The organism is Rickettsiales endosymbiont of Peranema trichophorum (assembly GCF_004210275.1).
Taxonomy (GTDB): domain Bacteria; phylum Pseudomonadota; class Alphaproteobacteria; order Rickettsiales; family Midichloriaceae; genus RICK02.
Genome location: NZ_SCFA01000016.1, coordinates 20488 through 43208 on the forward strand (window position 1 = coordinate 20488; position 22721 = coordinate 43208).

Annotated in this window: 15 protein-coding genes and 1 tRNA gene; 8 read left to right on the forward strand and 8 right to left on the reverse strand. The window is 40.4% G+C overall.

What is annotated here, in order from left to right:
* The first annotated feature begins 28 nt into the window (after positions 1–28).
* The 5 genes from EDM53_RS00680 (at position 29) to EDM53_RS00700 (ending at position 5466) form a co-directional block, all read left to right on the forward strand.
* Positions 29–559: a Csu type fimbrial protein gene (locus EDM53_RS00680; RefSeq protein WP_130121435.1), complete on the forward strand. Its 531-nt coding sequence runs from the start codon at positions 29–31 to the stop codon at positions 557–559.
* 22 nt (positions 560–581) lie between these two features.
* On the forward strand, positions 582–1310 hold the full coding sequence (locus EDM53_RS00685) for a fimbrial biogenesis chaperone (protein ID WP_130121437.1): 729 nt from the start codon (positions 582–584) through the stop codon (positions 1308–1310).
* Between the two features lie 50 nt (positions 1311–1360).
* The gene (locus EDM53_RS00690) at positions 1361–3793 is read left to right on the forward strand and encodes a fimbria/pilus outer membrane usher protein (RefSeq protein WP_130121439.1); all 2433 of its coding nucleotides are present in this window, start codon (positions 1361–1363) and stop codon (positions 3791–3793) included.
* A gap of 72 nt (positions 3794–3865) precedes the next feature.
* Complete coding sequence (gene coaD, locus EDM53_RS00695; protein WP_130121441.1) at positions 3866–4375, forward strand: pantetheine-phosphate adenylyltransferase; 510 nt, start codon at positions 3866–3868, stop codon at positions 4373–4375.
* Between the two features lie 107 nt (positions 4376–4482).
* On the forward strand, positions 4483–5466 hold the full coding sequence (locus EDM53_RS00700) for a KpsF/GutQ family sugar-phosphate isomerase (RefSeq protein WP_242507805.1): 984 nt from the start codon (positions 4483–4485) through the stop codon (positions 5464–5466).
* A gap of 347 nt (positions 5467–5813) precedes the next feature.
* Here EDM53_RS00700 and EDM53_RS00705 read toward each other — a convergent pair whose 3' ends face one another.
* The 4 genes from EDM53_RS00705 to dnaG form a co-directional block, all read right to left on the reverse strand.
* Positions 5814–6107: a nucleotidyltransferase family protein gene (locus EDM53_RS00705; RefSeq protein ID WP_130121443.1), complete on the reverse strand. Its 294-nt coding sequence runs from the start codon at positions 6105–6107 to the stop codon at positions 5814–5816.
* Positions 6097–6495, reverse strand: coding sequence for an HI0074 family nucleotidyltransferase substrate-binding subunit (locus EDM53_RS00710; protein WP_130121445.1), 399 nt, complete (start codon positions 6493–6495; stop codon positions 6097–6099). Before EDM53_RS00710 ends, EDM53_RS00705 begins: the two co-directional genes overlap by 11 nt.
* 125 nt (positions 6496–6620) lie before the next feature.
* Positions 6621–8549 carry an RNA polymerase sigma factor RpoD gene (gene rpoD / locus EDM53_RS00715; protein ID WP_130121447.1) on the reverse strand — a complete coding sequence of 643 codons (1929 nt, stop codon included), beginning with the start codon at positions 8547–8549 and terminating at the stop codon, positions 6621–6623.
* Between the two features lie 4 nt (positions 8550–8553).
* Positions 8554–10368 carry a DNA primase gene (gene dnaG / locus EDM53_RS00720; RefSeq protein ID WP_130121449.1) on the reverse strand — a complete coding sequence of 605 codons (1815 nt, stop codon included), beginning with the start codon at positions 10366–10368 and terminating at the stop codon, positions 8554–8556.
* 124 nt (positions 10369–10492) lie between these two features.
* Between dnaG and EDM53_RS00725 the strand changes: the two genes are divergently transcribed.
* From EDM53_RS00725 to EDM53_RS00735, 3 genes are all read left to right on the forward strand, one after another.
* The gene (locus tag EDM53_RS00725; RefSeq protein ID WP_130121451.1) at positions 10493–11347 is read left to right on the forward strand and encodes a polyprenyl synthetase family protein; all 855 of its coding nucleotides are present in this window, start codon (positions 10493–10495) and stop codon (positions 11345–11347) included.
* 62 nt (positions 11348–11409) lie between these two features.
* Positions 11410–14376, forward strand: coding sequence for a YhdP family protein (locus EDM53_RS00730; RefSeq protein ID WP_130121453.1), 2967 nt, complete (start codon positions 11410–11412; stop codon positions 14374–14376).
* 19 nt (positions 14377–14395) lie between these two features.
* Positions 14396–14469, forward strand: a tRNA-Thr gene (locus EDM53_RS00735).
* A gap of 135 nt (positions 14470–14604) precedes the next feature.
* Here the strand turns inward: EDM53_RS00735 and secA are convergent.
* From secA to EDM53_RS00755, 4 genes are all read right to left on the reverse strand, one after another.
* Entirely contained in the window at positions 14605–17292 is a 2688-nt protein-coding gene (gene secA / locus EDM53_RS00740; RefSeq protein ID WP_130121455.1) for a preprotein translocase subunit SecA, read from the reverse strand.
* Between the two features lie 114 nt (positions 17293–17406).
* Entirely contained in the window at positions 17407–18618 is a 1212-nt protein-coding gene (locus EDM53_RS00745; RefSeq protein ID WP_130121457.1) for a dicarboxylate/amino acid:cation symporter, read from the reverse strand.
* Positions 18619–18816: 198 nt separating this feature from the next.
* Positions 18817–21711 carry a coiled-coil domain-containing protein gene (locus EDM53_RS00750; protein WP_130121459.1) on the reverse strand — a complete coding sequence of 965 codons (2895 nt, stop codon included), beginning with the start codon at positions 21709–21711 and terminating at the stop codon, positions 18817–18819.
* 88 nt (positions 21712–21799) lie between these two features.
* Entirely contained in the window at positions 21800–22576 is a 777-nt protein-coding gene (locus tag EDM53_RS00755; protein WP_130121461.1) for an outer membrane protein, read from the reverse strand.
* Between the last annotated feature and the right edge of the window lie 145 nt (positions 22577–22721).

A 22721-nucleotide genomic window follows, 5' to 3' on the forward strand; every position in this document is an offset into this window, starting at 1 on the left:
CAACTAAATAATTAATAGGGAGGAAAATATGATATTTACAGGATCTATTAGTAAATTATCGCAACTTTGCAGGATTTTATCGCTTGGGAGCGCAGCAGTGTTGATGACATATAATGTCGCTTATGCTGGCAATAAAACACTGACACAAAAGTTAGTAGTAACTACAAACGTCGAAGCAGCATGCACATTGGCTACAAATGGCACGCTATCTTTTGCTTCGTATACTGGGCAGGAGGTTCAGACTGAGGGGACGATCACCGCCACTTGCAATGCTGGAACGGAGTATACGATCGATCTAGACAATGGTCAAAACAGTGACGGCACGCAGCGTAGAATGGTAAAGGAAGGGGCCAATCCTAAGGGTTATATTCTTTATGAATTGTACAGTGATGCCTCTAAGCAAAGTCGATTTGGATCAGACGCTGACGGGTATGTAAAGACTAAGGACGCCAGTTTGGGTGGAGAGACATCCATTCCTGTATACGGTGTAATTGCAGCAGGTCAGAAACCCCCTGTAGGTTCATATGCTGATACAATCACAGTTACTCTCAGCTTTTAACTAATTTATTTTAAAGGAAAAAATGATGACAAAGAATTTCTTATACTCAAATGTGCTGTTGATGGCAGCGATTGTACCATCCGTGGCCCTTGCAAACTTCTCAATATCTCCTGTCAAGCTATACGTCAAACCCGACGAAAAGGTAGGAGCAATAACTATCACAAATAGTGGCGATACAGACACAAATTTTCAGCTTAAACTTTACAGTTGGAACAAAGAAAAAGGCAAAGACAAGATGGAAAACACAAGCGATCTGATCATCACGCCACTGATGTTTAATATCAAACCTGGTAAGTCTCAAATGGTTCGAGTCGGACTAAAAAACAACGTCCGTGGAGCAACAGAAAAAGCATATAGACTTTTCATTAAAGAGTTGCCTGCCAAGAAAAATATAAAAGGTAGTGCAGTACAAATGGGCACGACATTTAACGTACCTATCTTTATTGAACCTAATGTACATTCAGATGGAAAGGTGGATTGCGATCTTGATCACGGTGATCAGCACGTAAATATCAAGTGTGAAAACTCACACAACCAACACGCTGTTATTTCATCGGTACATCTAGCTGATGAACAAGATCAAAAAACTGAGCATCCTATAGGGAAGTACGTATTTCCTGGTGAAACTATAGAGCACTCTGTAGAAAAACCAGCAAATAACACCAACCCTGTTTCAGGTACTGTAAACATAATACATAAAAGTACCAATACAGCAGTAGGAGAAACACCTAAAGAAAGACAGGCAAAGTAATCACACCACAAAGTCAGTAAAAATTCAACACTTGCTTGGGGGAGATAAGTGTGTACAATATACGCGAGGGGTTGTCATGCTTATCTTCTGTCTTTTTACTGCTCATTTTACTCATTTGCGGCTCAACTCGTTGCTTCGCAGCAGAGGAAGAGCTTGTAGAGTTTCTAGTCTCCCTACAAGTCAATCATGAAGATCCTTTAGAAGAGATCGTCCACATTTTTACAGACGGTGCTGATCAGAACATCTACGTCCCTAAAACTGTCTTATCTCAGTGCGATGTAAGGCCCGAATTTTTACAAAGCGGTAGGGTAAAAACAATAGGTGACGAAGAATATTTAAACATTCACACATTAGGTCAGGTCAAAAGTAAACTAGACAGAGATAACCTGTTGTTGTCAATTGACTTTCCAGCGTCTGCAATGCAATCACAACGTATGGACGCAGCTGTGAACGAAGACACTACAGGTGATGAAGAGGACAAGGAAAAGAGGCCAGCTCAAGCAACATATAATGCGCGCGGTTTCTTTTTAAACTATGATGCTACACTCTCTAGAAGCAAAGAGATGTCATACATCAGTGGTATACCTGAGTTTAACTATTTCACACCTACGGGTACATTTACAACAAACTTCCTATACAAGAAAAGAATAGATAATCCAAAATCAGGGGGCACACAGGATCGATACACCAATAAGGACATTGCAAGGCTTGAAACAAATTGGACTTTTGATAACGAAGTCAATATGGGCAGACTAAGAATAGGTGACAGCGTTACAAAACCAGCTGATTGGTCTGGTAGCTCACGTTTTGCTGGTATACAATACGCAACCAATTTTGAAATCAAGCCTGGTTTCATAAAATACCCATTGCTAAACTTTAGAGGAAGCGCCTCCCTACCCACTACACTTGATGTGTACAATGATGCTTTTCAGGTGTACCAAACCTCTGTGAAAACTGGGGATTTCTTTGTGGATAATCTACCTATAACCACTGGTAAAGGTGAGCTTATCATCAAAACAAAGGACATATCTGGAAGAACAGAAACAATAGTGGTGCCATACTACAACTCTCCCATGTTGCTAAGACCTGGATTATCTGAATATTCCTTTGAAACAGGAATGCAGAGGCAACATTTTACTTTAAGCAACGACGGTTATCGCAATCTTATTACTAACTTGGATTATGGACGTGGTATCACAGACTATCTCACTACAAGAGTACACTGGGAGTCCATACAGAACAGAGCATCTTTAGGTATGACGAACTACATCAAGCTAGGCAATATAGGCATAGTTTCGAATTCTATTGCGGCAAATCTACGCAACCCATCACAGGCTTATTTATTTTCACTTGGATATAGCTATGGTGATAAAAATGTTGGTCTCAACACAACAATCAACATGCGAGGTAAGAAATTTACAGACATTTATAGCTATGATCCGAAAAACACAAAAGCTGGCAATAGATTTACATCACAAACCGGCATTAACTACTCTAATTCTAAGTTAGGACAGTTTTTCGTGGGCTTTTCCTCCTCTATTGGAAGCGATAAAACAGTAACTAGAATGCTTACCGGAGCATACGAGCGTTCTATAACCTCTAATTTATCTCTACGCTTGAATGTTGGCAGAAACTATCCCCATAAGGGTCGTAGCGGCAGCTATTATCTTCTGAGCATGTCAGCGTTGCTAGATCATTACAGCATTTCATTGAGTCAATCACGCACAGGTAAGTCAAAGACTAGGGACCTCAGCATATCATACAGTCCAAATGCCGTGTTTGGTACTTCATATAGGCTTGATGTCTCCAGAGGTCATCAAACTAGGTCTCATCACATTGAAATCGCGAAAACTACTAGAGTCGGGAACGGTTACATAAAATCACATAGCTCCGGAAGAAGGGAAGCTCAGGAGATAGGTGTATCAGGGGGAATCGTTGGAATAGGTCGATCCTTCTTTATGACACCGCAAATAACAAACAGCATAGCGCTAGTGAAGGTTGGTAACATACCCAATGTCTCGGTGTACTATAACAACAACATTATTGGAAAGACAAACTCAAAAGGGCTAGTACTTGTACCGAATGTCACACCATATACAGACTCTGAGGTCAAATTGGAGCAGTCGGAGCTGCCTTTAGACGCGAATTTTACAGACGTCAAGCTTTTACTAAAACCTAAATGGAAGTCTGGAATAGTAGCAAAGTTTGATATACAGCGATCTAAAAGCGTAATGCTAACATTATCTAATGAACACCAAGAGCCAGTTCCTGTCAATTATGTGCTCAAGATCAAAGGACTGAGCGATGATAATTACACAGGATTTGATGGCAAAGTATACGTGTCTGACGTTCAAAATATCACCAACATAGATGCAAAAGTGTATGACGAGGATGGAAACTATTATTGTTCTTTTGAGAAGGAGGTTCCACAGGACACTAATGACGCTACACTTGACCTCGGTAGCACTATTTGCAAGCGATAAATATGTGCTTCTAATCGGTACATTCTTACTGTATACTCTGATCATAAACGCGCTTAAAAAGTTATAGCTTTTGTGAAAAATTCAAATCAAACGATAGCGATATATCCTGGTACTTTTGATCCCATTACTTGTGGTCATACTGATATTATCGTCCGTTCTGCAAAAATTTTTCATACAATTATCGTTGGTGTTGCATCTGAAGGTGGTAAAAAAAATGTACTTTTCTCCGTCACAGAAAGGGTCAATTTTATAGCCAACGAGATTGAAAGATTGCAACTTCCCAATGTGATTGTAAAGCCATTTGAAGGCTTATTGGTTGATTTTGCTCGTAGTGAGAATGCGCACACGATTATAAGGGGGCTGAGAGCTTTTTCGGATTTTGAGTACGAATTTCAACTTTCTTACATCAATCGGAAGCTTTGTGCGGACCTTGAGACCATCTTGTTACCAGCAACAGCGAATTGCCATTTCATTTCATCTAGCTGGGTTAAGGAGATTGCGAGGTTCCACGGACAAGATTTATCACATTTTGTATCTGATGAGGTTGCAAAAGCGCTCAAAAGTGCTTTTAAATCAGATTAAAAGTTGGATATCTTTCAACAGTGTGGTATAGAGCATCTTGTCGATCATGAACTAACTACTACTTAGTTCGGTACAAATTCCAACGCTACGAGAACCAACACATATTTATGCAAGATCATACCGGCAACAAAGCTCAAGAAATAAAAGATTTGAGAGATATTGGGCGCTTTGTTATAGAGACTGAGATCAAGGGGTTGCAGTCTCTAACGTCTTGTCTGGATGATACCTTTGCTGAAATAGTCAACGCAATCTTGAAAATTCGTGGCAGAGTAATAGTGAGCGGCATGGGGAAGAGTGGGCATATCGCCAGAAAGATATCATCCACATTATCCTCAACAGGCACTCCATCTATCTATATACATCCGGCTGAGGCTGGTCACGGCGATCTTGGAATGATCACAAAGCAGGATATAGTCCTATTGCTGTCAAACTCTGGTGAAACGTCTGAATTATCAGTGATCGTCAATTACTGTAAGAGGCAGATGATAGAGATTATAGGAATCTCCAGAAAAGAAAAATCTGCTCTCATAGAGGCTAGCACCTTCAAGGTAGTACTGCCAGACATACCAGAAGCTTCTGATATCTCTGCGCCTACTACCTCTACTACCATGATGATGGTTTATGGAGATGCTATAGCGGTTGCTTTACATAAAAAGAGACAATTTACGATCTCGGATTATCAGATATTACACCCGGTTGGAAGTTTGGCATTGAAACTGCTGAAATTGGAGGATGTTATGCATACGGAAAATGAAATTCCGATCATTTCTGATTCCAGCACTGTGCTAGATGCAATCTTAATGATTACAAGCAAGCGGTTTGGGTGCGTTGGTGTTATAGATTCAAGATCTGTACTGATTGGGATCATTACAGATGGTGACTTAAGAAGGCATGTGGTAAGTGTTGACATTAGTAATACAAGCGTTACGTCTGTAATGACAACAAAACCGGTCGTCGTGACAAAGGATATGCTGGCATTTGAAGCGTTAGCTATAATGAACAAGCGCTGTATCACCAACCTGTTCATAGTCAATGGGGAACACAAGCCAATTGGCATCATACACATTCACGATCTGCTGAAGATCTGCTAATCATCTTTAAGTCTTCAGACATTTTCACTGTTTAGCCACACAACAAGGGACACACAAGACCGTCACCTTCATTTCGTTGCTTTTGTGGTTACCATTTGTGTCCTTATCTTTATATTTTGATCTCTATTTGTTTTTATCTTTATCTTGATTCTTATTTTTATTTCTATTTTCACAGCCTGTAAATCTGATAATAAAAAAGGAATAACGCTTCTACAAATAGAGCCAACAAAGCTTTGACGCTATATAAAGCTCAATTTATAAAGAGTTATGGTAAACTTAAGGAATAAAAAGAATCATACAGACCTACCCTAACACTGCTAGAAAGTCCTATAGCGTATTTATAGGGACTATAGCTTCATCTCTATCAAATCTTTTTCTATTGCTTTAAAAAATTTGCTACTTAACTCAGATACCGGTAGTAGGTCCACTTTAATTGTAAGATTAGATTCTTCTAGCGCCTCTTTTATTTCAAATAACTCTATAGAAGGAATATCGTCAAAGTAACAAATATCAATATCGGAGTATCTCCTAGAGCATCCTTTAACACGAGAGCCGTATACATAAAATCGATAAGGATATTTTGAAAAGATGTCTAACAATACCTTCCTATCGTTTTCGTCTATAACAATCTTATTGTTCATTACGAATCTTATTTTCCAACTTTTCTATTAATTTATTTAATTCTTGTTCAAAAATTGGCGCAATATCTACTATCTCCTTTAAAACAACCTCATTATAAGTGTGAACAGTTTTGTTTCTTATGATGATAAAATCAAGCCATATCCTTACATTTTCTATCAGTCCATTCCGACCAGCTTCTCTGAAACTTTCTCTAGGAGAACTGACCATTATACCTTCATTGAAAAGAAATCTCTTTATGGTCTTCCACGCCAACTCATAACAAAACTCAAATGCTTGCACAACCCCTGCTTTTTCTATTTCTGTGCTGGCACTTCCTATGAACCTCTTTAAAGTCATATGTGCCTTCTTTAAGCTTTCTAAATTAACGTCCTCTATCTCTCCAACCATATTTATATTCAAGCCTATAAATTAATAGTTACCACGATTTGACACAAGGCGGCGTCAGAAATGATGTAAAGAGTGTGTTGCAGATGGACCTAAATGACGACAGGAGGGATTTGGACCACCTAACACTACATCACAGATGAAAAGCCCTTTAATTTTTTTGCTCTGCTTGGATGACGGAGCTTTCTAATCGCCTTTGCCTCAATTTGTCTAATACGTTCTCGTGTTACTTTAAACTGTTGTCCCACTTCCTCAAGAGTATGGTCCGTGTTCATACCGATACCAAACCGCATTCTTAAGACCCTTTCTTCTCTTGCTGTCAACGTTGAAAGAACTCGTGTGGTCACTTCACGTAAGTTATTTAATATCGCCGCATCCAAAGGCTGTATAGCGTTTTTATCCTCAATAAAGTCGCCTAGTATACTGCCTTCGTCGTCCCCCACCTTGTTTTCAAGGCTCATAGGCTCCTTTGCAATCTTTAAAATTTTCCTTACTTTATCAACCGGCATGTTAAGCTTATTTGCGATCTCCTCAGGAATTGGCTCTCTACCTATGTCGTGCATGATCTGACGCGAAGTCCTTAATATCTTATTAATCGTTTCAATCATGTGGACAGGTATACGGATGGTTCTAGCTTGATCAGCTATGGAACGAGTGATCGCCTGCCTTACCCACCATGTTGCATAAGTAGAAAATTTGTATCCACGCCTGTATTCAAACTTATCTACAGCTTTCATTAATCCGATGTTACCCTCCTGAATTAAATCAAGAAACTGTAAACCTCTGTTGGCGTATTTCTTTGCAATTGAGATAACAAGCCTCAAATTTGCTTCTATCATCTCTTTTTTAGCCTTAGTAGCAAGCCTTTCACCACGCTGTACTTCTGCAATCAAGTACTTAAATGTTGCGATGTCTAAGCCGATTTCCTTTGCAAGTCCTATAAGTTCTTGTTGCAGTTCAGTTAGCCTGTCTTTTTCATTTGCGTAGAAATCTCTTAAGACCTTTTCCTTGGCATTTTTCATGTTTTCAAGGAATCTTAAGCTTAGCTCATTATTTTGATACTTACCCAAAAAAAGAGCACGATTTACTTTACGTCTATCCACTACTGAAAGTAGCTCAGATTCAATAGCGATCAGCCTTTTATTAGTAGAATAAAGCCCCTGCAATATGTTATCGATCTGTGTCTCATTAAACAGGATCTCCTGAATAAGCTTTGACAAGTCACTGTTCAGCTTGTTGTATCTTTTTTCAATCTCTGCACTTACCCTCTGATCTTCTAAGGCTCCTATAAGCTTATCCTGCTGAATATTGATAATATGACCAGCAAGCTGTGCAATTCTACCTAAGAGATCCATCATCTTAGGCCTTAAGGCCATTTCCATACCCAGTATCGATAGGCTCTCATCGGACTCTGCCCTTTCATCCCCTGGATCACCTGGCGCTTTTTCTTCGTCTTCATGACCTTCAACTACCGACTCCTTGTCTACCAGATTAGTGAAAGCCGCGTTTCTAATCTTCTCCTCCGTAAATACATCCTGCCCAAATTCCTTGGCATACGTAGCATCAAGATCTATGACATCCCTTAAAAGCATAGTTTCATTGCTTAAGTTGTCATACCAAGAAGCAAACGTTTTGAGAGCATGTGACGTCTGACATAAGTACGTCATCATCTTGTTTCTGCCGGTCTCTATCTTTTTAGCTATCTCTACTTCCTTTTCACGAGAAAGAAGCTGAACATTGCCCATCTCTTTTAAATACATTCGAACTGGATCGTCGCTTTTCAGTACTTCTTCTTCCTCTTCTTCAACATCCTCGTATGTAGATTGACCAAAGAACGGGTCTTCTAGCTCTTCTGTAGCCTCTGTCAAGACAACACCGGCTTCATCAAAACATGACAAGGCATCCTCAATTTTCTCAAGATCTGCATCTGCTCCTATTACCCTGTTAAGCTGTTCATAGGTAATCGACCCTGTGGCCTGTCCTTTCTTTAAAAGCGCCTCAACGTTCTGAGGTACAGATGGCTGAGGTTCCTTTGACTTCTTTTTAATATTTGACATCTTTCTATACTGTTATGAGTTCGTGTATTGTGTGTATGCCTAGCTCTTTTTGCAATTCCATTTCATAGCATTTTAGCTTATTTAAATATTTATATGTTTCGTTGTCGCACTTTGCAATTAATAATTCAGATATTCTGTTTATTTCTGGACGCAAAAGGTGCAAGAGCAATACTTTTATTTCCCTCTTGATCCTATCGGCGCTCTCCATGTTGGGCTCCACATATTCAGCACAATGACTATTTCTGTACAACACCACTTCACTGTTTTCTTCATAATATTTTTGAAGCATCTTTGAAATAGTAATCTGAGCAACTTCTTGGTTATTATTTCCCGCCACTTTTAAGTCTAATATTAGCCCCCTAAGACTGTCAAGGCAATCAGATTCTATAGACACAGTATAGAGTAAATTGTATATCGCGTCATCATATAACAGCTCCGGAGCGTTTTTCAATTCTTCTAACACTCTCATCACACTGACTTGCTCTGCAAAAGAGAGTTTGGTAAGGTTGATGATCCCTACTCCCCTCCTCTCTTTTAGATCGTATTTAATGTTTTTTTTGAACAGTGATAATTCGTAGTGTTTATTGCTAAAGAAACGCCTGTAAGCATTCTTGATGTCCCTATCGACTATGCTATCGGAGTATTTGTTCAATCTTTTTTTAAGGCTAGCATATCCTTCTGGTGTGGTGAATGATGACGTCCTCACTTCGTGATCAAATATTAGTTGGGAGAGTGGTACGGCTGTAGCACAGATGGATTGAAAATATCCCTGCCCACGCTTTGTTACTATCTCATCAGGATCTTTGCCGCCACTCAGTAACACAAACTCCAATGTTTTGTTTTCTCTTAAGTGAGGCAGTATCTCTTCAGCGATTCTAACCATTGCCCTTTGACCAGCTTCGTCATTGTCTAAACAAATGGTGGGGCAATCAACTATCCTCCAGAGCATATTGATGTGTGCAGCACCCAATGCGGTGCCCAATGGAGCTACAGCGTTTAGTATACCAACATTCGCTAATGCCAGAACATCCATATACCCTTCAACTATCAGTACCTTTCTTTCTTTTGTGATATGTTGTTTTGCGAAATTTAAGCCATATAGAACCTGACTCTTTGCAAAAATTGGCGTCTCTGGTGAGTTCAGATATTTGGGCATTGTATCATCCAAAGATCGGCCCCCAAATGCAATGACCGCACCTTGCCTGCTAAATATCGGAAAGATCACTCTGTTTCTAAACTGATTATAGATGCCATACGTGCCCTCGATCAGTATCTTTGAAGACATGATATCCTCTTCGCTAAATTGCTCCCGCAAAATGCTTAGAAGCTCATTAGCACTATTAGGTGCATACCCAAGACCATATTCTTCAATTGTTGCAGGACTCAAGTTTCTTCCTTTGAGGTATTTTAATGCATTTTTGCCTTCCACGCTTGTCAGCTTTCTACGATAGTAGTTGGCGACTATTTCGTAAATTGAAGTAAACTGCTTGTATACCTCTTGAGCTTTATCATCTCCATTTTTTGGTATTTTAATTCCAGCCGCATCAGCAAGTAACTCCAGTGCATCCTTAAACGAGACATTTTCCGAGCGCATCACGTATTCAAATATATCGCCGTGTGCTTGGCACCCAAAGCAATAGTACACACCCTTTTCATCATTCACGTGAAACGATGGTGTTTTCTCTCCATGGAACGGGCATAGCCCGAGGAAAGCTCCGTTTTTTTTTTTGGATAAGCGTACTTTCCTTGAAACGTATCCGGATAGATGAAGCGCATCCTTTATTTTATCTACGATATCGGACATTTTTACAGCGTTCATATAGTTCTACCTCAAACACTATACCATATTTTGTTTGAAGTATCTTTGATTAGTTAATAAAAACATTTTCAGCGCTTTAAATAGCTGTTATACATTACCAATTGTACCAATATTTTAAAGCACTATGTCACATTCTCTTCTCAAACAAAAAATGTTGGAAACTGCCGCACTGTTGCAAGAATGCTTAAGTGAGATACTGCCTGTACCTCAAGGGTTAGAAGAGGACTCTCTACTTGAAGCCATGAGGTATTCAGCTCTTTCTCCTGGCAAAAGAATACGCCCGTTCTTGACGCTAACAAGCGCCACCATTTGCAACGGTCACATGCCCTATGCGTTGCGTGTTGCATCTGCCATCGAGTTGATTCATACATACTCATTGATACACGACGATCTACCTGCTCTTGACAATGATGATTATAGACGTGGCATACCAAGTTGTCACAACAAGTTTGGCGAAGCAACAGCTATACTTGCAGGAGATGGTTTGCTGACATACGCTTTTGAGGTGCTTGCGGATCAAGCTACTCATCATGACGGGCAAGTCAGAGCAGAACTAGTTCAATTAGTTGCGCAAGCAATAGGTTGTAAAGGAATGATAGGCGGACAAGCAATTGACCTAAGTGCACAAAGTATAAATTTAGACTTTAACAGCAAAATAAGGCTTCAAAACATGAAAACTGCACAGTTATTTGGAATATCATGTGAAGCTGGTGCTATAATCAGTCAAGCTGACATGATCGTCAGAAAGGCTCTAAGACAATACGGCGTGAACGTTGGTATAGCATTTCAAATTAGGGATGATGTGCTTGACGGTCAAAAGAATGTCGCTGAAAACGAGACGTCAAGTCTTGAACAAGAAAGATTGATACAATATGGGCAGCAAATGATTACAGAAGGAGTGAAATGTGTTGAAATTTTTAATGACGACGCTTCCCTTCTAAGAGAATTGGCTCATTTTGTAAGCAATAGAGAGTATTAATTGTAATTAAAGTCGACTTGATCTTAGGTTAACATATTGCGTTTTATGCTTTGGTACACAGGATGTTAAAATTTGTCAAAACAGCGGCATTGTACACACTTGCCGTCGTGCTTATAGCAGTGGTGTGTGGTTATGCATGGCTAGCTACCGGACCGAAATTTGATTCATTGATTGCCAAAGTCATTTCTAGACATCTTGTTCAGATCATCAAGGAAAAATGCGATCATCTTGATATTAATGTTGGCAAAACGAGCATTGGTCTAACAAATTACTATCAAATTGCTTTAAATCTTACCGATCTTCAATTTTCTCTTAATGGTGCCCCGACTTTGGTCAATGAAATAGGTATCAGATTTGATCCGATAGGCCTTATACCTTTTACGACACACTCGCTAGTAAATGTTAACGTTATTTTATCTGAGGAATACTTTAACGCGGCGACACATATGGGTGATGGTGGTACGATCAACGCACTTTTCTCACATCTTTTTATAGAGGACAGTTTAAATCACAAGCACCTTGAAGACATTTTAAGCGACATTACGATCACTATTCCTGCTTTTGGTCAGCATCGTATTGTACAGCTTAGTCATTTTGCCCTGTCCCCTGTGTCAGGAGATTCAAAAGAGCTTAACATCGACGTGCGTTGTAGGATCGATCAAAACCCAGTTGTTATAAATTTGAGTTATGATTCGAAATCAAAGCGCTACAAGTTTTCTATGACTATCAAAGCTTTTAACTATGCAATGTTTGGCGTTGATCAAGACGTCTTTTCTGATATTCAACATGCTAAATTTAGTTTTGATTTGTTGGTTCATGGTTCTTGTAGTGCTGGGGCTTCTATTAAAAACTGTGATGTTCACATACTTGGTAAAAACATTACCATACAGTCCAAAAACAGAATGAGTGAGCCCGTCAATTTGGACGAGATCACAGTAGACTACCAGCACTCAGAGAATGGCACATCCCATATTACCAACATGAATATCACAAGGGGTACAAAGTCCATAACCGGGAACGCTAGCATTACAAATGGTGTTGTATTTTTTAAGTGCAATATGAGCCCGCTTATATTGGAGGATGTATTTAACTTTTGGCCTATTGATCTTGGTACAAACATCAGATCCTGGCTAAAAGAATACGTGAAGGCGATCAATACAGACGCAATCACTATTGATGGTGTAGCTCATATTGGTACTACAAATACCTCAGCAGGCCGGCTTTCTGTGGTCATTCCAATACAGCAAGCAACTTTACAAATTCCTACTCATGGACCTTCAATACAGGGGATCACCGGAGATATCAATATTACAGAAGAGAAAGTAAGCATCAACGTGTCCAGTGCGAATGTACTGCAGTCTTCCTTGAAGGATTTTAAAGTTGATATTACCAGTCTTACTAAATCTCCTGTACTGACTCTTGAAGGATCGATGAGTGGCCCTGTCCAAGACGCAGTAGATCTGGCTTTTTCCTATGCTGAAGCGGATAACAAAAGGCTACATGACTTCAGTGGTGCAGCACAGTCCTTGGTTAGGCTTACTGTACCATTACACAAGGATGATCTTGCAATAGAAGATTTTGTGATCGACGTGCAATCTACATTGGAGAACGTCAAGGTAAGCAAGCTGTATGACAGGTTTACAATATCGAATGGTAAATTTGACGTACAGTATACCAATGGAACGGTAAACCTGACTGGTACTGGATTATATGAAGGACTGTTTCCAGTTACAATTGCTCACAAATCTAATATCACGTCTTCAGCAAAAGATGGTATGACAACTGTACAAACGGGACCTATGACCCATTCAAAAGCAGCGCTACTAAAAGCTGGATATAAAGTACCAACCGTCATATTGGGTAATACTATCAGTTTTGAAGCAACTGCTAGAATGGATCACGAAGAACGTTTGGAATTGGACCTGAAGTTTGATCTAAAGAAAAATCACATAGATATACCGGGACTTGGTATACCTAAGAAAACAGGTCAACCAAGTTCACTTAGCTTAACGGTAAAAGAGCAGATCGACCAGAACGGACAAACAGAGTATCTAATAAAGCAATATCAGCTTGCACTAGGACAATTTACAAGCAATGGGATCGGTACAGTTGATAGAAATCTGACCCTTAGAGAGTTAAGATCTAAAGACAGCTCTATCAACAATAGCACCTTTGAATTTAGTTATTTTGAAAGCGACACAGATAGAACACTAAACGTAGCTGGAAACGTTGTTAACTTAGCAACAGTAAACTTTGGTCGATTATTTCAAAACTCAGACACAAATGGCAAACCATTGACTATTAATGTCAAAATACCTGCATTAAAGCTTAAAAACGATACAATGCTATACAACTTTCTGTTTTTGGCACAATCTGATCGAACGGGATTCAAAAAAATTGAAAGTAGTGCAAAATTTGGTAGTGGTGAGACTGTTCAACTCACTGGGCATTATCCATCTTTTACTATCAGCTCTGGTAATGCAGGTCGTCTATTACAGGCTCTTGGAATATCATCCAATATTGCAGGTGGAGCTTTGAAACTATTTGGCACGTACGATATGCAGTACAATATCAATGCCAACCTTCAAATCACCAAATACACAATTAAAAATGCGCCTGCATTTGCCAAGCTTTTGTCATTAACTTCCATTACCACTGCAACTGGTATATTTAACATGTTGCAGGGCAAAGGTATATTTTTTGACAAGCTGGCCTGCAATTTTAAGTATCTTAACAACGCAATAGTTTTTGATGATTGCACTCAAAATGGGCCTACACTCATGATAAGAATTAGCGGTAAAATTGACTTTAAAACCCAAAAGCTTAAAATGTCTGGATTGCTTGTGCCTGCCAACATCATCAATTCACTGATGAGTGCATTACCGTTTTGGGGGACAAACTTCATAGCGACAAGCTTTACTGTAGATGGTGGTCTTCAAGACGATCCAAAGATATCTGTTAACCCATTATCTATAATTGCTCTTGGTCCTCTACGAAAATTGTTTGCTCCGGAGCGAAATTTATATTAATGATATACAGTAGTCAGAAGCCGCTATAGTTAAGGGGCATAACAGTTGATTCGTAATCATCAATCCCAAGTTCGATTCTTGGTAGCGGCACCACTTATACCAAATTTCAGATTAAATCAGGCAAATGGATTTGAGGATGAGGCTTCGTAAGCGTATTGAAATACATGCGCAGAGCCGAGTTTCACAAAATCCGTTTTGAATCATTTAAAAATGAGAGCTGGTATTATATCACTCACCATCCCGTTTAGTAGAACCAACACTAGAAAATCCCTGCAAACCGTGGCAGTGCTTGTATTTCTTACCTGAGCCACAAGGACATTGTGAATTCCTTGGCACCCTTTGGTTCACCATCTTTGAATTTGAAGTGTTCACTTCACCATCAGTCTCTAAGCTTTGGCTGCTAGGCTTACCATCAAGACTTAACGTTCCTCCGTCAACGCGCTCTGTGGAAATCTCAATATGTGCCAACCTTTGCACTGATAAAACGCTATATGTATCTAGCATGCTTTTAAACAACTCAAAGGCCTCCATTTGGTACTCATGCAGCGGATCTTTTTGTGCATATGCTCTGAGGTTGATCCCTGTTCTCAGGTGATCTAACCTATGTAAATGTTCCTTCCACAATTGATCAAGCGTATTGAGCATCACCGTTCTTACAGCGGTTGTCATCATCTCTGGACCGTACTCTTTGATCTTTTCTTCGTATACTGTTCCTGTCTCTTTATCCACGTATTCAAAGATCTCTAATTCAGTCACGTCTTCCTGTTTTCCAAACGCTTGTAAGTCAATGTGCAGTCCATATAACCCAAACATCTCCTTTTCAAGTTGTGCCAAATTCCACTCTTCAGGCAGCGACTTTTGGGGCACATACCGTTCTACCATTTCACGATTCACTTCCTTACGGATATCGCTCAGTATTTCCAGTATTGTCTCTGAGTCCATTAATGTAAACCTCTGAGCATATATCACTGAACGTTGCTCGTTCATAACGTTATCAAACTTCAATAGCGTTTTGCGTATCTCGTAGTTTCTCGATTCAACTTTTTGCTGAGCTTTTCCTATGGACCTGCTAATCCACGGATGTATGATCGCTTCACCGTCTTTGAGGCCAAACTTTGTCAATACAGTGCTGATCTTGTCAGAACCAAATATCCTCATAAGATCATCTTCTAGCGATATGTAAAATCTGGTGATTCCAGGGTCTCCCTGCCTTCCAGATCTTCCCCTCAGCTGATCATCTATGCGCCTTGATTCGTGTCTTTCAGTTCCCAAAACGTATAGACCACCAAGTTCCAACACTTTTTTCTTATCAAGCTCAACTTGCTCATGAATCTTCTTTTCAAGAGCTTCAAGATCTCCCTTATAGTGTTCGGACGCAGCTTTGTAAAGCATCTTTGGGTTTCCTCCAAGCATAATATCAGTACCACGCCCAGCCATATTAGTAGCGATTGTAACGGCATGAGGCCTACCGGCCTGCGCTATAATCTCTGCTTCCTGCTGGTGATACTTGGCATTTAGCACGCTATGCTTAATTTTCCTCTTGTGCAGCAAGTTTGAGAGGTGCTCGGACTTTTCTATACTAATTGTACCAACAAGTATAGGCTGACCCTCGCTTGACACACGAGCTATTTCTTCAACTATCGCCTTATACTTCTCATGGGCAGTTTTGTATATTATATCCTCTTCATCTCGCCTTTTGATCTCCAGATGAGTCGGTATAGACACAACTTGAAGCTTATATATATCCTGAAATTCTGCTGCCTCGTTCATCGCTGTACCAGTCATACCTGCAATCTTAGGATACATTCTAAAGTAATTTTGAAAAGTAATAGATGCCAGCGTTTGATTTTCGTTTTGTATACGAACGTTTTCTTTTGCCTCTATTGCTTGATGGAGCCCATCTGAATACCTTCTACCATCAAGAACTCTTCCCGTAAACTCGTCTATGATCATTACAGCGTCATTTTTGACTATGTAATCCACCTCTTTTTTAAACATGTGGTGGGCTTTTAGTGCTTGGTTGACATGATGCACCAACTCCATATTTTCAATATCGTAAAGGCTGGTGTTTGGGTTTATCAATTTTGCCTTTTTTAGCATTTCTTCAACTGACTGATGGCCATGCTCGGTCAACATACAGTTTTTGTTTTTTTCATCAACTTCGTAATCTACCGACACCAATTTTGGTATCAACTCGTTCACTTTATAGTATAATGCTGAATTATCCTCCGTACTTCCTGAGATAATCAAAGGTGTCCTTGACTCATCTATCAATATACTGTCTACTTCGTCTATAATCGCGTAGTTAAAGCCCCTTTGAACCATCTTTTCTTTGGTAAACTTCAAGTTATCCCTTAGATAGTCAAACCCTAACTCGTTATTTGTACAGTATGTAATATCCGCTAAGTATGATTCTTTTCTCATGTCTTCAGAAATACTTCCTGTGATTGTACCAACTGTAAGCCCTAAAAATTTGTACAGTGCACCCATCCAAGCAGCATCTCTAGTTGCCAAGTAGTCGTTTACCGTTACAACGTGTACTCCATGACCAGACAACGCGTTGAGATACACCGGTAGTGTCGCAACCAAAGTTTTACCTTCTCCGGTCTTCATTTCAGCAACCATCCCCTTATGCAAAATCATGCCTCCTAGTAGCTGCACATCAAAGTGCCTCTCACCTAACACTCTACTTGCAGCTTCTCTGACCACTGCAAATGCTTCAGGTAATATATCATCCAAAGTAGAACCGCGCTCCAACATTTCACGAAACTCTTCAGTCTTCAACTTAAGCTGTTGATCTGAAAGAGGCTTAATGATATCCCCAAGCTGATTGATCTTAGTTAAAGTCGGTTGCAAAGACCTTAAAAGTCTATCGTTGGAACTGCTAAAAAGCTTTTTTGCTATGTACTTAAACACGTATATTTAATGGTACCAATTTATTCCTGGTATCTATTAGTAGCGCAATAGTCAGTACATTGCAACTTTTCTTATTTCAAGCAACCTACAATTCCTTTTTGCATGCTATGTCATTTACTTTGAATAGTATATACTTTCATTAAAGGTTCCTTCAAGCCTGTCTGCAATTACAGTCACAGCGCAATCTCCTGTAACGTTCAAAGTGGTTCTAAACATGTCGACAAACCTGTCAATGCCAAGCACCAAAGATATTCCTTCTATTGGAAGCCCAACAGAAGCAAGTACCATGCTTAGCATTACCACTCCTCCTCCTGGAAAGCCTGCTGCTCCTATTGAACCAAATGTACAAGTAAAAAGCAGTATACAGTACTGAGCGAGTGTCAGATCAACCCCTACGACTTGGGCAAAAAAGACGCTACAAATGCCAAGGTATATAGCGCTACCATCCATGTTCACAGCAGCACCTAGAGGCATTACAAATGAAGCAGACCTTTTAGAGACTCCGACTTTTGTTTCTAGTTCCTGCATTGCAATCGGTAAAGTTGCTTTACTGCTTACCGTAGCTAGTGCAAGCATTTGAGTATGAATCATCTTTTTATAAAACGGGAACGGCTTAAGTCTAGCAAAAACCATCAACATCACCCCAAACAGGAGATACTGTAGTCCAAAACCTCCCATCAGTACGACTATCAATTTACCAAGTGTCAATATAATGACAAGCCCATGAGTACTCACTACCCAAGCCATCATTGCAAAAACACCATATGGAGTTAATGAAATCACCAACTCTATCATTTTAAAAACCAGATGAGTTGTTGATACTATTAGCTTTTTTAGTTCATTGCCTTTTTCACCGATCAAAATTAAAGCAAAGCCTGTAAAAAAGGCAAATACCACCACTTGCATTATATTGCCGGTTGCCATTGCTTGAATAGGGTTTGTAGGAATGATATCCAGTATAAATTCCATTACACCCTTTGTGGACTGCTGCGACGACTGTGAGTACTGAGACAGCTCTATATTGATACCCTTCCCTGGCTCAAACACTGTGCCAAAACTTAATCCAATTATCACCGCAACAATAGTAGTACAGGTGTACGCCATGAAAGCTTTTGAACCAATCCTAGTGAACGCTGCAGCATCCGTCATACTTGCAACTCCATTTAGTATTGAAAAAAAGACAAGTGGCACTACCACCATTTTGATCATGTTGATGAAGATGATGGCTATAGGTTTTAAGACTATGCCTGTATCCTTATAAAAATGCCCTAGTAAGATTCCAAGTATCATTCCGATAGCAACTTTTTGCCACATTTTTAATTTCATACAAACCTCACCAAAATCATCGATTAGCCTTAATTACTCTGTTTTATGCAAAAGAGCTTGGCACACTCAACGTGTGCCAAGCTCTTTGAATTCCCGGTTCATAGAACAGCCTAACCTTTTGTGTGCTGGTTTATAGCACACAATAACTTCAGCTTGATTGCAAGACAAACCTATACTGCGCCGCAGCAAATGTTAAGTTTAGTCCCCGACACCATTGGGGTGGTCCCCCTCTCCGCCGTTGTTGGAGTGTGGGACGCCGAGTCCGTCGATATTATGCGGAGTAGTATAAGTTTGTTCCTGATACGGAAGCGTTGATACCTCTGGAGTATGTTGAGTGGTCTGCTGCACATCATCAGAAGGTTGTGACTCAGTAGGAGCCTCTGGGTCGCCAGGTACATTGTCTTGACCAAATAATGCAGATAATCCAATCAAATAATCTGTATCTACGGTATCCATAGGCTCCGGACTTTGCGGAGTCGACTGTTGAGTATTGTCCGTAGGAGAATGTGTAGGCGTAGTGTGCTCTCCTTGTATCTCCTCCTCAGACGGTACTGGATTGGTTTCCTGTGGAGGTTGTAACTCAGTATGGCCGTCTGGGTTGCTAGCCACATTGTCTCGATTAAATTTTTGACGTAATTCGACTATAACTCTATCAAAATCGGTATTTCTAGCAGGTCTTTCGACATCAGTCTCATCGTGGACATCAGTCTCATCGATAGACTCTTCTGAATTAGGGGGTAGGTCGCGAGCCACATTGTATCCATTAAGTAATTCATTGAGTAGTGCAATGAGCTCGGTTTTAGCCTCATTATCCAATAATCCACTTAATCTAGCGAAAACGGTGTTACATTCGACATTCCTAGCATCCCTAGTGTCCAGACTTTGCGAAGTCGACTGTTGAGTATTGTCCGTAGGAGAATGTGTAGGCGGGGTAGTGAGCTCCTCATTAGGCAGAGGAATAGACGGTGCTGCATTGGTTTGCTGTGGAGGTTGTCCCTCATTCTGGGTTACACCTGTCGGTGGCAAGGTACCTGCTGCACCATGTTGATCCTGTTCTGACAATGAATCTCGGTCATCTTCCCCTGCGTCAGAAGATTTAGGAGAGGAGAATTGCAAGGCCTCACCTCCCTCATTGTTCTCATTCCTCTTTGACAACACACTACCTATCGTATGTTGTGCATCTGGATCTTCATGCACTTGAGTCACATCATTACCCGGAATACCTGTGTTTTGTGGTACTACATCAGGAACGTTTGGTTGATTATTCACTTCATCATTGGATTGGTGTCCACCTATCTGAATAGGCTCGAGAATTTGCGAAGTCGACTGTTGAGTATTGTCCGTAGGAGAATGTGTAGGCGGGGTAGTGAGCCCCTCATTATGCAGAGGAGCAGACGGTGCTGCATTGGTTTGCTGTGGAGGTTGTCCCTCATTTTGGGTTACGCTACTTTGGGAACCTGTCGATTGCGAGGTACCTACTGCACCAGGTTGATCCTGCTCTGACGGTGAATCTAGATCATCTTCCCCTACCTCAGAAGGTGGAAGAGATAAGAATTCACAATCCTCATTTTCCTGATTGTTCTCATTCCTCTTTGACAACACACTACCTATCGTATGTTGTGCATCTGGATCTTCATGCACTTGAGTCACATCATTACCCGGAATACCTGTGTTTTGTGGTACTACATCAGGAACGTTTGGTTGATTATTCACTTCATCATTGGATTGGTTTTCTTCAGGAAGCTGATCTTCTAGTCTGCTCTGGCGCTGCCCTAACTCCTGCTGTAGTAGCAGTTGTTGGTGTACCATTTCAGAGCCCACGATCTCTACTAAGTCAGTAGCTTCTTCTACTTCAATCTTGGCTCTATCCACAATCCGGTCATACTCTAACTGCTGTACTTGTTTCGCCATCTCAAAATCTGCTCGCTCCTGCTGGATTCTTGCTTGTTCTGCATTTAAATCGGCCTCACGCCCTGACAGCGCTTCATTTGCTTGTTCCAAATATTCACGCTTCAGTGCTAGTTCATCAATGTAGTCATTTATCTCTCTTTGGAGAATTTGTATTTTCGCCATTGATTCTGCATTGACTTCACTCGCTTCACGACCAAGTCGATGCAATATACCAATTTGCTTGATGACCTCATTCACCACAGAAGCTAAACTTTCAGGGTTGTGATTGCCAACACCATCACCTATTTGGTGGCTAAAATGGGTGTACAATACGTTCAAAACCTCTACAGTTTGCTTTATAAGCTCTGTCAATTTAGAGATAATGACATCGGGATGTTCCTTCCCGGATTGTAGTACCATTTGCAGAACCACAACCTGGTTGCTTAAGGCTTGAATGTTCAATCCATCCACATGTACGTCAGCAGTAACGCTCAATAACACACCCAATAAAGTTTCTACTGATACAGCTATTGCGTGAACACTGTTAACTAATTCATCAACCTCTTCCTCCAGGGTTGTCTGTGTAGCTTGACTCTGTATGTGAAGAGATTCAGGAACATCATCAAGAGGATGGTGTGCAAACCACCCCTCGAAATCAGTTGGTTGAGACTCCTCTGCTACCAGGTGCTCTTGAAGAGAGGATGCAGCAGTATTTTCGATGGGCACAAGGTTTGAGTTATACAAGAGTCCTGGAATCAAGGGCCTACCTTCTTCATTAGGCGCATCAGGATTACCTCGGCCCTGGTTAATGTTCAAAAGTTCTCGACTCCCACCATCTTGGTTAGGATCATTATCAGGCACTTCAGGTTTGTCGACTTTTCGATCATCTAATTTATTCATCTCAATATGCTCAACGCCCTTGTCAACGCCCTTGATATCATCTAGTTTTTTATATCCTCCGCCAGCTCCCTTCATCTTCTTTAATACTGCGGCACCCACTATACCTATTACAGATAACAAGGCAGAAGCAGTACCTGCGCCAAGCGCCCACTTTGCAGCAGGAAGCAAACCCCACGAAGCCTGCTGTTGGTTATTAGATCCACCAGAGACAGGAGTCTGACCTAACTGTGGGTTGTTGTTCGCGCCACCCTGTTGGGTTTGGTAGGCCGAATTCTTGCTTTCTAGAACACTTTTTATACTCATAACGACTTTTTGACCTCAAAAACTGTTAGAATTAGTTACCAAATTATACAATCAAAACCAATAATATGCAAAAATAAATTTAATATTCTTACAAATAATAGCTTAGACCCAAGGATAACTGCTGCAATTTCATTTTTTGTACGATAGATCGCCTATTTATCGCACTAATAGAGCTAGTCCACGTATTTACACTTTTAATATTACCAAGGTCATAATACCCATACTTTAAGTCTATATTCCAACTCCCGGTTATATGCAGCTTCATTCCTGTACTCACATTCCACGCAAGATTATGAATTGTTCCACCACCCATTCCCACTATACCAGACTCCCCGCTCACAGCAAATTCTCTTCTTGTTATGCTTCCACCATTATTCCTCGCATACCCAACACCCAGCGATAGATAGGGAGACACATATTTATTGAGCACTCCCTGATAGTAAGCGTTTAGGAATAGCGACTGAGATGTAATTTTGTTTTGTGATATAGAACCGTCCCAACGCTTACCTTTCTCGTAAGCGACATCTGTACATTTGTAACCCAAACGCATCACATGAGCGTTGATGTCTGCAGCAAACCATTTATTGAATTGATAACCAAAGTATACAGATGGCAACGCTGGTGATTTGAGACTTGGGGCCTTTTTGTAATACAAAACAAACCGGTCATCTTCGGGAAGACCATTATCAACCCCCCTAAACTTATCAAACGAAGAGGTGATAGGGAAGCTGAGGCCAACGTAAAACCCTTTGTCGCGCTTTGTGGTTGGTGCCCTCTTGCCACTTGCAGGAGCAGCAAAAGCAGTTGAGGCAATACTAACCTGAGCTAAAAATAGTATGGAAGCGATAATGTGAGATTTTTTCATAAAAAGTTACGTTAGTTGAATTTCATGTCACGGATTATATCATTTACTTCATTGCTGTAAAGCTTTAACATCAGTCCTTATTCCTATTTAACACCACATTTCAGTTTGCTTCTTCGTCAAAGTTGGAGTATATCTGAGCTGTGCC